This is a genomic window from Burkholderia multivorans ATCC BAA-247 (assembly GCF_000959525.1).
Classification (GTDB): domain Bacteria; phylum Pseudomonadota; class Gammaproteobacteria; order Burkholderiales; family Burkholderiaceae; genus Burkholderia; species Burkholderia multivorans.
Genome location: NZ_CP009831.1, coordinates 1,942,612 through 1,955,573 on the forward strand (window position 1 = coordinate 1,942,612; position 12,962 = coordinate 1,955,573).

Sequence of the window (12,962 nt, forward strand, 5' to 3'; positions counted from 1 at the left end):
CGGTTTGACGAGCGCGCGCAAGCTCATTCCCATGCGTGCTTGCTGAACTGGTAGCCCTTGCTGCGGATCGTCTTGATCCGCTGCGGGTTGCTCGCGTCGTCGCGCAGCTTGCGACGCAGCTTCGAGATGCGGCCGTCGATCGTCCGGTCGAGCCCGTCGAATTCGACGCCGCGCAGCTGCAGCATCAGGTCGTCGCGGCTCACCACTTCGCCCGCATGGCAGACGAGCACCCACAGCAGGTCGAATTCCGCCGAGGTCAGATCGGGCGTGCTGCCGTCGGGCAGCACGACGCTGCGGTCGGTGCGGTCGATCGAGAACTTGCCGAACGTGTAGCGCTCCGGCTGCGGCGCGCCTTCCGCGACGCGCGCGGGCGCGCGGCGCAATTGCGCCTTGATCCGCGCGAGCAGGATGCGCGGCTCGACCGGCTTGTGCACGTAATCGTCGGCGCCGATCTCGAGGCCGAGCAGCTCGTCGAACGGCTCGTCGCGCGCGGTGACCATGATGATGACGCCGTCGTAGTGCTGCCGCGCGTCGCGGCAGATCTCGAAGCCGTCCTTGCCGGGCAGGTTCACGTCGAGAATGACGAGATCCGGACGCGTGGACAGGATCGCCGGCACCGCGGCATCGCCGTGCAGCACAGTGTCGACTTCATAGTCGTTCTTGCGCAGATAGCCGGCGATCAGCGTGGACAGGCGGACGTCGTCTTCGACGAGCAGGATGCGGAAAGACATGGCTAACGGTGAATTCGTACGGGGAAACCGCGGCGGTGCGGACGGCGCCCGCTGCCGGCCCGCGGCCGAAACGTACCGCATGATACTGCGCTTGCGGACCGCCGGTGACGCGATCGGCAAAATCGGGGACAGGCGGCGCGACGCGGGCCTGCTTGACGAATCGACGCCGAAACGGTTCCATACGGGCTCGCCGGAATCCGGGCGGCGCGCCGCCCTTGCCTGATCTGATGAACTACCAACCGATTCTCGAACGCATCCATACCGAACTCGCCCCCTGGATCGGCCAGGGCCGCGTGGCCGACTACATTCCGGAACTCGCGAAAGTGCCCGCCGACAAGTTCGGGATGGCGGTCGTCACGCTCGACGGCAACGTCTGCACGGTCGGCGACGCGCAGGAGCGCTTCTCGATCCAGAGCATCTCGAAGCTGTTCGCGTGCACGCTCGCGTTCCAGCTGCTCGGCGACGCGCTGTGGGAACGCGTCGGCCGCGAACCGTCCGGCACCGCGTTCAACTCGCTCGTGCAGCTCGAAAGCGAGCGCGGGAAGCCGCGCAATCCGTTCATCAACGCGGGCGCGCTGGTGGTCACCGACGTGCTGTGCCGCCGCTTCGTGAAGGCGGAGACGGCGCTCGTCGAATTCGTGCGGCGGCTGATCGGCGCGAACGACATCGACTACGATTCGCGCGTCGCGCTGTCGGAATTGCAGCACGCGGAGCGCAATCGTGCGATGGCGCATTTCATGGCGAGCTTCGGCAACATGCAGATGCCGCCCGAAACGGTCGTCGATGCGTACTGCCGTCAATGTGCGATCGCGATGAACTGCGTCGAGCTCGCGCGCGCCGCGTTGTTTCTGGCGAATGGCGGTGTGGCGCCTGCGACCGGCGAGCGGATCGTCGATCCGAGTTCGGCGAAACGGCTGTCGGCGCTGATGCTCACGTGCGGCACGTACGATGCGGCCGGCGATTTCGTCTATCGCGTCGGGCTGCCGGCGAAGAGCGGCGTCGGCGGCGGGATCGTCGCGGTGCTGCCCGGCGAGATGGCGGTCTGCGTGTGGGCGCCGGGGCTCGATGCGAACGGCAATTCGTTGGCGGGGACGTTGGCGTTGGAGTGGTTGACGACGTATTCGGGGCGGTCGATCTTTTGAAGCATCGAAGTCAAGCACGCCTCGTGTGGCGCGACGGCGGCAGATTCCTGTCGGCGCGCGCCAGAGCGCTCAATGGGGAATTCTGCCATCGGCAGCAATCGGCCCAGAGCCGCCCTTCACCGCATCGGACGTGCCCCGTCGGTTTGTAGATCTTCAGCGGTCGCTCGATGAATACTTCCGGTCGTCGCGATGCTGCACACGCAGTTTCCACGCGGAACCACACGTTTAATAATGCAAGCCGAGGTCACACTGAACGATGGCTGGCTGCTACACGCTATAGATATCCAAGGCATCCGTAGGCACATGCAATTTGCTATCCGCCGTTAGCGCTTCCAGCAGATGTTTCACGGTGACTTGCACTCGTGGCGCGACAAGCGCCCGGTGTGGATACTGCATCACCATCTCATAGCTTCCGGGATGGTGAAACCTGTGGAGAATGACCTTCAGCGCACCGGAACGCAACCGATCCCACGCAAGATGCACCCCGACCTCCGCGATGCCAACGCTATCGCACGCCGCCTGCACCAGCGATTCCGGTGCGGATAGTGTCAGCATTGCCTTGCCGGAGGGGTCGATCGTCGTGATGCTTTTGTCGTCGCCCGTGAAGTTCCATGGCGCGACCTGGCCGCTCAGGAATCGCCGTGCAATGAGCCGGTGCGCGTGCAATGCATCCGGCGTTTCGGGCACGCCATGGTTCGCCAGATAGTCGGGAGACGCTACCAGTACCGTATTCAAGCGACAAATGGGGCGAGTCACGAGCGCGGAATCCGGGATGTTGCCGCCTCTCACCGCAATGTCGTAGCCGTCCCGGACAATATCGATGACCCGATCGTCGAAATCGACCTCGACCGACAGCGCCGGGTAGCGAGCGAGCAGCGCGGGCAGCGCCGGAAGCACGTGGTTATGCCCGAAGGCGGCACTCGTCGAAATCCGCACGCGCCCGGCCGGCTCGGCCCGCCGGGCGGAAACCGTATCGATCGCGGCATCCAGTGTTTCAAGTGCGATGCGCGCGTGGCGCAAAAAAGCCTCGCCTTCCTCGGTGAGTTTGAGTGTGCGGGTCGTCCGGTTCATCAGCCGCACACCCAATGCCTTTTCGAGGCCCGCCACGTTCTTGCTCACGGCAGCCGACGTCACGCCCAATTGTCGGGCCGCTGCCGCAAAACTTCCCGCATCCACAGCCTGGACGAGAGAAATGATGGCTCGAACACGCTGCGAAGAATCCACATTTCCTCCATGACCGACATCGCGCCGATCTGTCGTCGCGCAGCCGGATTCTAAACTTGCAGTTGAGGGTGGTTCAACCCTGCCAGAACTTCTCGTAATGAATAACGCTGGTGACAATGGTGGACATCGCCCCTCCTTCCGAAGCTTGCGAGTCTTCAATGCTCATCACGATCCTCTATGACAGTGGCTATGGCCACACCGCGAAACAGGCCCAAGCCGTTGCAGACGGCGTTCGTCGCGTGCCGGGTGCCGAAGCGCAGTTGATCGCCGTTGCAGATGGCGATACGCCCTGGGAAAAACTCGCCGCGAGCGACGCGATCATCTTCGGTTCGCCGACCTACAACGGCACCGTCAGCGCGAGGCTCAAAAAGGTGATGGAGGACTCGACGCGGCCCGCGTGGATCCCGCAGTCGTGGCGGAACAAGATTGCCGCAGGCTTCACGAATTCGGGCGCCATGCACGGCGACAAGCTGAATTCCCTCGTCACGATGGCGCTGTTTGCCGCCCAGCACGGGATGATCTGGGTCGGCCTCGATATCTTCCCGGGCAAGTCGCCGCAGGAGAAGAATCGTGTCGGCGGATGGCTAGGCGCGATGGCGCAATCGGACGATGCATCACCGGACATCACCCCCATCGAGAGCGATATCGATACCGCTGCGCATCTGGGCGAGCGCGTCGCTCACGTGACCAGCCAGTTCAAGCCAGGAGCCGCACGATGAAATTGCTTTGTCTCGACGTCCCGCTGCCGGGGGCCAGCCCGGACGCCTATCAGCCCCATCTTCTCGAAGAAGTGCGCCATGCGTGGCATCTGTATAAAACGGGCTTCGTGCGGGAAATCTCGTTCCGTCAGGACCGCCCGGGCGTCGCCATCATTGCCGAAAGCGATTCGATCGATGCCGCGAGACAGGCGCTCGCCGAGTTTCCGCTGGCCAAGGTCGGCCTGATCGACTGGGAGATCATTCCGCTCGGCCCGTTTGTCGGCTGGGAGTCCCTTTTCGCGTCGCGCGACGCTTGACTGCTTCGGCAGCGTCTATCGCGGTGTCGGTCCGTGGTTGTCGTGTAGCGGTGACACCGGACAGATCGTCAACCACGGGCCTGCCGCAGGCTGCCTATCGACGTGATGTGATCATAGATCTTCGAAGGTGAACATGGAATATGTCAATCTGGGCCGAACGGGCCTGAAAGTATCTCGTCTTTGCCTGGGATGCATGAGCTACGGGGAGCCCGCCCGCCTGCCCCAGCCTTGGTCCCTCGATGAAGCGGCCTCCCGCCCGTTTTTTCGGCAAGCGCTCGAGGCGGGCATCAACTTCTTCGACACTGCCAATATCTATTCGGGCGGAAGCTCCGAGGAGATCACGGGCCGAGCGCTCAACGACATGGCCCGGCGCGAAGAGGTCGTTGTCGCCACCAAGGCGTTCTTTCCATGGCGCAATTCACCCAATACCGGGTTTCTCTCGCGGAAAGCGCTGCTTCAGTCTATCGACGACAGTCTGACCCGCCTCGGCATGGACTACGTCGACCTCTACCAGATCCACCGTTTCGACCACGGCACGCCTGTGGAGGAAACGATGGAGGCGCTGCACGACATAGTGAAGTCAGGCAAAGCCCGCTACATCGGCGCATCGTCGATGGAGGCATGGCGCTTCGCGAAAATGCAGCACGTCGCGGAACGCAACGGCTGGACACGCTTCATCTCCATGCAACCGCAGTACAACCTGCTCTATCGGGAGGAGGAACGCGAAATGTTGCCTCTTTGCGCCGACCAGGGCGTCGGGGTCATTCCGTGGAGCCCGATGGCGCGCGGCAGGCTGACGCGCGACTGGAGCGAAACCACGCGCCGCACGCAGAATGATGCCTTTGCGCTGCAAATGTATCGGAACGCTGAAATCCAGGACCGGAAGGTGGTTGACGTCGTCGCGCGTATCGCCGAGGCGCACCATGTGCCGCGCGCGCACGTCGCACTGGCGTGGCTGTTGACGAAGCCGGCGATCACCGCGCCGATCATCGGGGCAACGAAGCCCGAGCATCTGGCAACCGCCATCGCCGCGCTCGACTTCTCGCTGACGCAGGACGAAATCGCCGCGCTCGAAGCGCCGTATGTCCCCCATCCGGTGGATGGCATCGTGCCACCGCTTCCGGAACATCCGCCGACGATTTCAGTGCCGCGGAACTGAATGTCGCGAGCGGCGGTACGTTCGATGGCGGTAGCTTGCGAACTCGCCGCCGCCGTTGAACGTACCGCCGCTGGACGAATATCGAATGCGAAAATAGATATGAAGGACCCGTTCATCGAGCGCCGACGCCTTATCCTCTTCGCGCTCGTTGTGATGTGTTGGGTACTGCCGTTGGGGCAACACGGTAACGTCCATGCGCAGGAGCCAAAAATGTTAGTCCGTATCTCCGAAATCGAGATATTCAATCAGCATCTCGAAGCATATCGGCGCATCTTGAACGAGGAGGCTGAGGCGTCGATGCGCGTCGAGCCGGGGGTAGTGTGCATTTTTCCGATGGCTCAAAAGGATAGCCCGACGCACATCAAGATTGTGGAAATTTATGCGAGCCACGATGCGTACGACGCACATATCCAGTCGCCGCATTTCAAGAAGTACAAGCGTTCGACGCTGGACATGGTGAAGTCCCTGCGACTGGTTGACATGGACGGACTGGATGCTGACGCAATGCCGCTCATCTTCAGGAAATTGAGGGGTCGGTCGTAACAAACACCGGCCAGATGGGAAGAATGGATCGCCATGAAAACGTGCGTGTCCGTTGTCGGAACTCGACCTGCCTAGCGGATGTCTTGTTGCTGTTGTTGGTCCACGACCGCTTTTGGCCGAACTCGGTCGCCGAAGGCAGCACGGCACTCGCCCGTCCGTCGGTACCGATGGAATCACATTGCGAGTTGATATATTCGTAGCGCAGGAACGTTGGCGTTGGAATGGTTGACGACGTATCCGGGGCGGTCGATTTTTTGATGCGGTGGGCGGGTGCCCGTCAGTGCGAAGACGAGTCCCCGGACAATCGGATTCTTTCTCATCACGGCGTTTACGGTCGCTTCCGACTGTTTCTTTAACAGCACGCGGAAAAATGAGTGCGTAGACCGAATCGCGCTGCAAAGCCCACCACGGCGGCCGGCAACGCCCCCCCTGATCGAGGATGAGGGAATCGGCACGTGTCGAGTACCCGACGCGACGCTGGACGATTTATATTCCCGTAGTCCGCCGCCGCGCACGCTCGGCCGACTGCGCGAGTTTTCGAAGCGCTCCATCTCCCGACACGCCTGAACGACGACCGGACCATCGCATATGACCCTGCACCGCGCACCCGCCGCCCGATCCGCCGCTCCTTCCGACGACAGCACGCCCGCCGCCCTCACCCCCGCACGCACCGCGCTGCTCGTCATGCATTACCAGACCGACATCCTCGGGCTGTTCCCGTCCGTCGCGCCCATGCTGCTCGCGAATACGCGCGCGCTCTGCGACGCCGCGCGTGCGAAAGGCGTCCGCGTCTATTTCGCGAATCTGGACTTCAGCCCCGGCTATCCGGAAGTCAGTCCGCTGAACAAGAACGGTCAGGGCATCAAGCGACTCGGGTTGTTCGTCGGCGACCGCACGTCGCCGGAACTCGGGCCGCGCGACGACGAACCGGTGATCGGCGCGCAGCGCGCGAGCGTCTTTTTCGGCACCGATCTCGAAGCGCGACTTGTCGCGCGAAACATCGACACGCTGATCATGGTCGGCATTGCGTCGACCGGCGTCGTGCTGTCCTCGGTCGCGTATGCGAGCGACGCGGACTTCCGGCTGTACACGGTCAAGGACTGCTGCTACGACCCGGACCCCGTCGTCCACGAACATCTGTTCGCGACCGCATTCGAATCGCGCACGAACGTGCTGTCGTTGCGGGATGCATTGACGCTGCTCGCATAGCCGCGGCTGCTCACTTCACCGAAGCCGTACGCGACCCGCCACCCGCGAGCGCCTCGTTGTCCTGCTCGCGCCACCCGCGGCGCAGCGCGATGATCGCCGTCACGGCCGAGCGCGCGACCTTCCACCACGCGAACGGCCGCGGATCGGCGAGCACGCTGAGCGCACGCGCGTAGTCGAGCGTGAGGCCCGGCGTCCACGCCATCGTCACCGCGCGTTTGCGGATTTGTGCGGCGACCCACAGCTCGGGCGTCAGCAGCAAGCGCACGAATGCGCCCCAGCCGGCGCGCGCGCCCTTCAGCCGCCACACCGCGCCGTCGAGCGCCGCTTCGAGCGCGTTCGACACGCTGCTCGAGCAGTTCCGGTGCGTCAGGTTGTACGTCGTGTTCTGCCGATACGTCGACCAGAACGCCGCGAGTTTTGCCGGATCGTAGTTGCGGATGCGCACGCGCACGGTCGACGGACACCACGCTTTCGACTCGGTCGCATAGTCGGGCTGGAACAGCCCCGGCACGTCGTTCTCGCGCGTGGCGCGCAGGATGCGCGTGAACTCGTCCGGCGAGCGGTCGATTTCGACTGCGGGATACAGGCTGATGTAGATGCCCTCCGGCGATTCGAGCGCGGCGTGCCCGGTCGAGATCACGCCGTTGACGTCGACCGCCGCGATGTAGCGGTCGATCACCGGATAGCGATGCGCCTCCGCCTTCGACGAACCGGTCGGCGTCCACACATGCACGGTCAGCGCGCGCTCGTCGTCGGCAGGCGGGCCGTCCCATTCGGTCTGCGTGAACGACGGCACCGCGCGCGTGTCGTCGAGATCGGGGGCGACCGACGGCGCGGGCGACGTCGCGAACGCCGGATTGCGCGTCAGCCGCCGCACGCGCGCGGCGAGGCTCAGCAGGTGCATGCCGCCGAACATCAGCAGCAGCCCGAGACAGTACGGAACGGTACCGACGTAGTGCGTCGGGTACGGCTGATAGAAGAAGACAGCGAGCAGGATCTCGACGGCCCCCCATGCGAACGCGACATGCCAGCGCCGGTAGCGCACCATCCACGCGGCCGTGCATTGCAGCAGCCCGTCGACGAGAAACAGCGTGCCGAAGATCATCGACAGCAGGAAGTGCCCATGGTGATGCCCGGCGAACACGAGCGTCGCGGCCGTCACGGCCGCAATGCCCTTCACGTAGCGCAGGATGCGCTGTCCGCCGACGCCGCTGCCCGCAACGGCGAGCGTCGCGAGTCCTTCGATCAGGAACAGCCACGCGAAGAATTCGATCGGAAAGTGCAATGCGCCATCGAGCGCGTCGACGAAGATGCCGACGCCGGCGACGACCCATAGCCAGCCCAGCGCCCTCAGTCCGCGCCAGCGCGTACGCAGATATTCAATGCCCAGCAGTAGCAAGACCAGTCGTACCATCGTGCCCTCGAATGTCCTTTTTTGAGAAACGCGGCCATCATGCGTTTCGTGTTGTGTGTCTAGCACGCACTGCGCTGCGCGTGCCGCAGCGCCGCAAGCGGTGGCGGCCTGTCGCGCGGCAGCGGCGCGTGTCGTTCTCGGCATGCATCGCACCGCGTCGAATAATAAGATATGACGCGGCGGGTTGAAAGGCGTGCCGAAATGGTCGGCCCACGTGCGGCGCTTCGCACAAAGGTGCGGTCGTATTCGACGGTTCGAATGCGATCGCCCGAGAATGACGGCTCCGCGTGCATGTGACGTCCACCGGCCGCCGCACCGCGCGCACCGATAACGGCAGCCGCCCTCGATCGCACGCCAATGCGCGACGCCCGCCCTGTCGCCCTCGGCGGCAACGTGCTGGCGCCGTTTGTCCGAATCGCGATGAAATCGAAAAGCACGTCCCGTGATCTAACGCGACGCCAACGCGCACCGCGCCGCGTTGAACGCAACGACTGTACCGACGGAGCACCGACATGCCCGATTCGCCGCTTCATACGCCGCCGCTGGGCCCGCAGCTGAAACGCTGGCGCCTGCTGCATCGCGTCAAGCAAAGCCATGCCGCCGAGCTGTTCGGCGTCGCGCAATCGACGATCTCGCGCTGGGAAGCCGGCGTCCAGCAGATGTCGCCCGACGAGCGCGCGACGGCCGAACGCCTGCTCGCCGCGCACCTCGACTCCGCGGGCGACCATGCGCTCGCGCGGCTGGTCGCAGGGAGCGCGGGCCGCATGCATCTCGTCTGCGATCTGACGCACCGGCTGCTCGCATGCTCGCCGTCTCGCGCAGCCGAGTTCTCGCAGCCGCTGTCGATGCTGCTCGGCACGTCGCTGTGGCGCTATGCGACAGAAGAGATCGTCCGGATGGAAACCGCACTGGACACACTCGGCTGGCACGATTGCGCAGGACCGCCGAGCGTCGAATTCGACACCGGCACGAACGCGTCGCGCGTCGTGCCGATCCACCGCAGCCGATGCCGCTGGACGCGGATCATGCTGTCGGACGGATCGGCGGCACGGCTCGTCGAAACGCTGTAGCAGCCGCCGGCGGCTTGCTTGCCGGTCTAAGCGACAACCGCGTCCACCGCATCCGATGTCCACGCATATTTCATGCGTGGACATCCCGCGCGCACGCAACGTACGCTGGACGCCCCTGCACACCAACCAGAACCATGAACCCCGACACGATCCGCGCACGGCTCGATTTCCTGCGCGAAGCCGAACGCCTGAAGGACGTGCTGCGCAGCGGCCGCACGTCGTCCGGTCGCCGCGAAAGCACCGCCGAGCACAGCTGGCGGCTGTGCCTGATGGCGCTCGTGTTCGCCGACGCACTGCCCGGCATCGACACGCTGAAGCTGCTCAAGCTGTGCGTCGTCCACGATCTCGGCGAGGCGCTGCACGGCGACATACCGGCGCCCGAGCAAGCCGCGCATCCGGACAAGAACATGCACGAACGCGACGACCTGCTCACGTTGACGGCCGCACTCGATCCCGTGCTGCGTAACGAGCTCGTCGCACTGTGGGACGAATACGACGCGGCCGCGTCGCCCGAAGCGCGCGCCGCGAAGGCGCTCGACAAGCTCGAGACGATTCTGCAGCACACGCAGGGCGCCAACCCGCCCGACTTCGACTACGCGTTCAATCTCGACTACGGCCGGCGCTATACGGATGCGGCACCGCTGTTCAGCGCGATCCGCGCGATCGTCGATGCGGACACGCAGCGCAGGATCGACGCGCAAGCACAAACGTAATCGCAAACGCAAACACAAACGCGCACGCGCCGCGCATAACCAGCATCGAAGGCCGCACACAACGCGGGCCACGCGGCAGCACATCCCACCGCTCGCGCGCTCACTCGCACACCGCCGCGCTGCGCCGCGCCGGCGCGAACGCGATGGCACTCGCGGTCGCCAGCACGGCCACGCCCACCGTGCCGTACACCATCACCCAGCCGAACCCGTGCACGAGCGCCGCATGCAGCGCCGCGCCGGTCGGGTCGGCCTGCGCGAGTGCCGGCGCAATCGCATGCAAATCTTCCGTGCGCCCCGCGGCGATTTCCTGCGCGAGCGCACGCAGCGGCGCATCGCCAATGGTCGCCGCAACACCGCCCTTCAGGCTCGCGACGATTCCAGCCACGAGCACGAAGCCCATCATCGCGATGTTCAACGCGAGCGAAATCATCCGCGCGCTCATGTCGATACCCGACGCCATCCCGGCCCGCGCGCTCGGCACCGCACCGGTCGTCGTGTTCGTGACCGGCGTGTTGGCGAGCCCGAGCCCGATGCCGGCGATCACGCAGCCGGGCAGCATCGTGAGCCAGCTCGCGTGTTCGGCCGCGCTGCCGATCCGCATCAGCGCAAACCCGGCCGCGATCGTGAAGAGGCCGCCCGGAATCACGACGCCCGGCCCGTAGCGCAACGCGAGCCGCTCGCCGAACGGCGGCGCGACGAGCGTCGGCAGCGTATAGGCGAGCAGCGCGAGGCCGGCCGTCACGCTGTCGTAACCGAGCGCGACCTGAAACCAGATCGGCAGATAGATCATGAACGGCCAGAAGCTGAAGTTCATCCCCATCGAGCCGAAGATCGCGCCGGTGAACGCACGAATGCGGAATACCGAGAAGTCGAACATCGGCCGCGCACTTCTGCGCTCCGCGACGACGAACGCGCCGGCTGCGAGCACGGTCGCACCGAGCACGCCGAGGCCGGCCGCGCTCGCGAGCCCGAGCGCCGCGCTCTGCGTGATATAGAACGCGAGGCCGAGCACCGCGAGCGACAGCGTGACGATGCCCGCGACGTCGAGCGTGCCCGCATGCGGGTCGCGCGACTCCTGCACGGTTCCGCCGATCAGCGCGAGTGCGACGGCGGCAAGCGGCGCATGCACGAGAAACACCCACGGCCAGCTCGCGACCGCGACGATCGCGCCGCCGACGATCGGCCCGAAGCCGAGGCCGATTCCGAACACGATCCCCCAGATGCCGAATGCGCGGCCGCGCTCGTGTCCTTCGCGAAACTGGTGCGACAGCACGGCAATCTGGCAGATCAGCATCGCGCCGCCGCTCGCGCCCTGCAGCAGCCGGCCTGAGACGAGCACCGGCACGTTCGGCGCAAGTCCGCACAGCAGCGACGTCGCGCCGAACAGCGCGGTGCCGATCACGTACACGCGCTTGCGGCCGAAGCGATCAGCGAGCGTACCGGCGGCCATCAGCACGGTCGTACACGCGATCGTGTACGCGTTCATGATCCACTGCATGCCGTTGAAGTCGCCATGCAGCACATGTTCGAGCGTCGGCAGGATCACCGGCACGCTCGAGATTTCGAGGCCGAACATCAGCGATGTGAGACAGACGGCCGCCAGCGCGACCGCATTCCTGCGGGATTCGGATAGCGTCATGCGTATTGCGCGCGGCCCGTCGCCGAGTCGTGCGCCTCCAGGTCAGAAGGATTCGCCGCGTGCGCGCCGGCGCCGCACGCTGGACGGGAATCGGTACTATAGTGAGAATTTCGATCCCCATTGACGCGTCCATTTCCCCGAACTGCGGAACACCAGGACGCAATCCCGCACAAATCCCATGACGGACAAACTCGACGGCGTGACGACCTTCGTGCAGGTCGTAGAATCGGGCAGCTTCGCGCTTGCCGCGGAGCGGCTCGGCATGACGCGCTCGGCGGTCGGCAAGGCGATCGCGCGGCTCGAGAAGCGGCTCGGCGCGCGGCTACTGCAGCGCACGACGCGCAGCCAGAGCCTGACCGACGACGGCCAGGCGTACTACGACCGCTGCGTGCGCGCGCTGGCCGAACTGGAGGCGGCGGAAGCCGATCTCGACTGTGGCCGCAACGAGCCGCGCGGCAAACTGCGGCTCAGCGTGCCGCTCGCGTTCGGCCATCATTGCGTGACGCCGATCGTGCTGGATCTCGCGCGCACCTATCCGCATCTGCGGATCGACGTGTCGATCACCGATCGTTTCGTCGACCTGATCGAGGAAGGGATCGATCTCGCAGTGCGGATCGGCCCGCTCGAGGACAGCACGAGCCTCGCGGTGCGGCGGCTCGGCACGCAATACGGCAGCCTCGGCGCGGCGCCGTCGTATCTCGCGCGCTACGGGATGCCGCAGTCGCTCGACGATCTGAAAAACCATCGAACGGTCGCGTATTCGCGCTCGGGCGTCGTTCAGCCCTGGTACCTGCGTGCGCCGGACGGCTCCACGGTCTACATCGACATGCCGCACCAGCTCAGCTTCGACGACGTGCAGGCGATCGCCGCGGCCGGCGCATCGGGCTTCGGGATCGCATGGCTGCCGAGCTGGCTGCTCGATCAATACGTGAAGCGCGGCGAGATGGTTGTGGTGCTCGACCGCTGCTTCGTCTGCGAAGGCGACATTCACGCGATCTGGCCGAAAACGCGCTACCTGCCGCGCAAGACGCGCTGCGTGATCGATGCGCTGGTGGAAGCCGTGCCGCCGATGATCGAGCGCGCGCCGGCGAACGCATGACGCA

The 12,962-nt window shown here is 65.1% G+C and carries 14 protein-coding genes; 10 read left to right on the forward strand and 4 right to left on the reverse strand.

Annotated features, from left to right (window positions below):
* Positions 1-23: 23 nt before the first annotated feature.
* Complete coding sequence (locus NP80_RS10685) at positions 24-731, reverse strand: response regulator (RefSeq protein ID WP_006406136.1); 708 nt, start codon at positions 729-731, stop codon at positions 24-26.
* On the opposite strand from NP80_RS10685, the gene NP80_RS10690 reads away from it, so the two are divergent.
* Both NP80_RS10690 and NP80_RS10695 read left to right on the forward strand, forming a co-directional pair.
* Complete coding sequence (locus tag NP80_RS10690; RefSeq protein WP_035489042.1) at positions 730-954, forward strand: hypothetical protein; 225 nt, start codon at positions 730-732, stop codon at positions 952-954. The genes NP80_RS10685 and NP80_RS10690 overlap by 2 nt on opposite strands.
* A gap of 4 nt (positions 955-958) precedes the next feature.
* Entirely contained in the window at positions 959-1,873 is a 915-nt protein-coding gene (locus tag NP80_RS10695; protein ID WP_006410610.1) for a glutaminase, read from the forward strand.
* 267 nt (positions 1,874-2,140) lie between these two features.
* Here the strand turns inward: NP80_RS10695 and NP80_RS10700 are convergent, their stop codons facing one another.
* Entirely contained in the window at positions 2,141-3,097 is a 957-nt protein-coding gene (locus NP80_RS10700) for a LysR family transcriptional regulator (protein ID WP_006406134.1), read from the reverse strand.
* Between the two features lie 158 nt (positions 3,098-3,255).
* Here NP80_RS10700 and NP80_RS10705 point away from each other — a divergent pair, with 158 nt between their 5' ends.
* From NP80_RS10705 to NP80_RS10725, 5 genes are all read left to right on the forward strand, one after another.
* Positions 3,256-3,816 carry a flavodoxin family protein gene (locus NP80_RS10705; protein WP_006406133.1) on the forward strand — a complete coding sequence of 187 codons (561 nt, stop codon included), beginning with the start codon at positions 3,256-3,258 and terminating at the stop codon, positions 3,814-3,816.
* Complete coding sequence (locus NP80_RS10710) at positions 3,813-4,112, forward strand: hypothetical protein (RefSeq protein WP_006406132.1); 300 nt, start codon at positions 3,813-3,815, stop codon at positions 4,110-4,112. The genes NP80_RS10705 and NP80_RS10710 overlap by 4 nt, the downstream gene beginning before the upstream one ends.
* A gap of 133 nt (positions 4,113-4,245) precedes the next feature.
* Complete coding sequence (locus NP80_RS10715; RefSeq protein ID WP_006406131.1) at positions 4,246-5,271, forward strand: aldo/keto reductase; 1,026 nt, start codon at positions 4,246-4,248, stop codon at positions 5,269-5,271.
* Complete coding sequence (locus tag NP80_RS31745) at positions 5,272-5,814, forward strand: putative quinol monooxygenase (RefSeq protein ID WP_006410615.1); 543 nt, start codon at positions 5,272-5,274, stop codon at positions 5,812-5,814.
* Positions 5,815-6,402: 588 nt separating this feature from the next.
* The gene (locus NP80_RS10725) at positions 6,403-7,023 is read left to right on the forward strand and encodes a cysteine hydrolase family protein (protein ID WP_006410617.1); all 621 of its coding nucleotides are present in this window, start codon (positions 6,403-6,405) and stop codon (positions 7,021-7,023) included.
* A 10-nt stretch (positions 7,024-7,033) separates the two neighbouring features.
* Here the strand turns inward: NP80_RS10725 and NP80_RS10730 are convergent, their stop codons facing one another.
* On the reverse strand, positions 7,034-8,437 hold the full coding sequence (locus NP80_RS10730) for an HdeD family acid-resistance protein (RefSeq protein ID WP_006406128.1): 1,404 nt from the start codon (positions 8,435-8,437) through the stop codon (positions 7,034-7,036).
* Positions 8,438-8,949: 512 nt separating this feature from the next.
* On the opposite strand from NP80_RS10730, the gene NP80_RS10735 reads away from it, so the two are divergent.
* On the forward strand, positions 8,950-9,507 hold the full coding sequence (locus tag NP80_RS10735; RefSeq protein ID WP_006406126.1) for a helix-turn-helix domain-containing protein: 558 nt from the start codon (positions 8,950-8,952) through the stop codon (positions 9,505-9,507).
* Positions 9,508-9,641: 134 nt separating this feature from the next.
* Positions 9,642-10,220 carry an HD domain-containing protein gene (locus tag NP80_RS10740; protein WP_006410613.1) on the forward strand — a complete coding sequence of 193 codons (579 nt, stop codon included), beginning with the start codon at positions 9,642-9,644 and terminating at the stop codon, positions 10,218-10,220.
* Between the two features lie 100 nt (positions 10,221-10,320).
* On the opposite strand, the gene NP80_RS10745 is transcribed toward NP80_RS10740, so the two are convergent.
* Positions 10,321-11,859, reverse strand: a complete 1,539-nt coding sequence (locus NP80_RS10745; protein ID WP_006410596.1) for an MFS transporter — start codon at positions 11,857-11,859, stop codon at positions 10,321-10,323.
* Between the two features lie 178 nt (positions 11,860-12,037).
* Here NP80_RS10745 and NP80_RS10750 point away from each other — a divergent pair, with 178 nt between their 5' ends.
* Complete coding sequence (locus NP80_RS10750; protein WP_006406123.1) at positions 12,038-12,958, forward strand: LysR family transcriptional regulator; 921 nt, start codon at positions 12,038-12,040, stop codon at positions 12,956-12,958.
* Positions 12,959-12,962 lie beyond the last annotated feature (4 nt).

Excerpts from the sequence above, each read along its gene's own strand:
- NP80_RS10730 (WP_006406128.1), bottom strand. The coding sequence starts at position 8,437 with ATGGTACGACTGGTCTTGCTACTGCTGGGCATTGAATATCTGCGTACG.
- NP80_RS10740 (WP_006410613.1), top strand. The coding sequence starts at position 9,642 with ATGAACCCCGACACGATCCGCGCACGGCTCGATTTCCTGCGCGAAGCC.
- NP80_RS10735 (WP_006406126.1), top strand. The coding sequence starts at position 8,950 with ATGCCCGATTCGCCGCTTCATACGCCGCCGCTGGGCCCGCAGCTGAAA.
- NP80_RS31745 (WP_006410615.1), top strand. The coding sequence starts at position 5,272 with ATGTCGCGAGCGGCGGTACGTTCGATGGCGGTAGCTTGCGAACTCGCC.
- NP80_RS10715 (WP_006406131.1), top strand. The coding sequence starts at position 4,246 with ATGGAATATGTCAATCTGGGCCGAACGGGCCTGAAAGTATCTCGTCTT.
- NP80_RS10705 (WP_006406133.1), top strand. The coding sequence starts at position 3,256 with ATGCTCATCACGATCCTCTATGACAGTGGCTATGGCCACACCGCGAAA.
- NP80_RS10750 (WP_006406123.1), top strand. The coding sequence starts at position 12,038 with ATGACGGACAAACTCGACGGCGTGACGACCTTCGTGCAGGTCGTAGAA.
- NP80_RS10710 (WP_006406132.1), top strand. The coding sequence starts at position 3,813 with ATGAAATTGCTTTGTCTCGACGTCCCGCTGCCGGGGGCCAGCCCGGAC.
- NP80_RS10690 (WP_035489042.1), top strand. The coding sequence starts at position 730 with ATGGCTAACGGTGAATTCGTACGGGGAAACCGCGGCGGTGCGGACGGC.
- NP80_RS10725 (WP_006410617.1), top strand. The coding sequence starts at position 6,403 with ATGACCCTGCACCGCGCACCCGCCGCCCGATCCGCCGCTCCTTCCGAC.
- NP80_RS10745 (WP_006410596.1), bottom strand. The coding sequence starts at position 11,859 with ATGACGCTATCCGAATCCCGCAGGAATGCGGTCGCGCTGGCGGCCGTC.
- NP80_RS10685 (WP_006406136.1), bottom strand. The coding sequence starts at position 731 with ATGTCTTTCCGCATCCTGCTCGTCGAAGACGACGTCCGCCTGTCCACG.
- NP80_RS10695 (WP_006410610.1), top strand. The coding sequence starts at position 959 with ATGAACTACCAACCGATTCTCGAACGCATCCATACCGAACTCGCCCCC.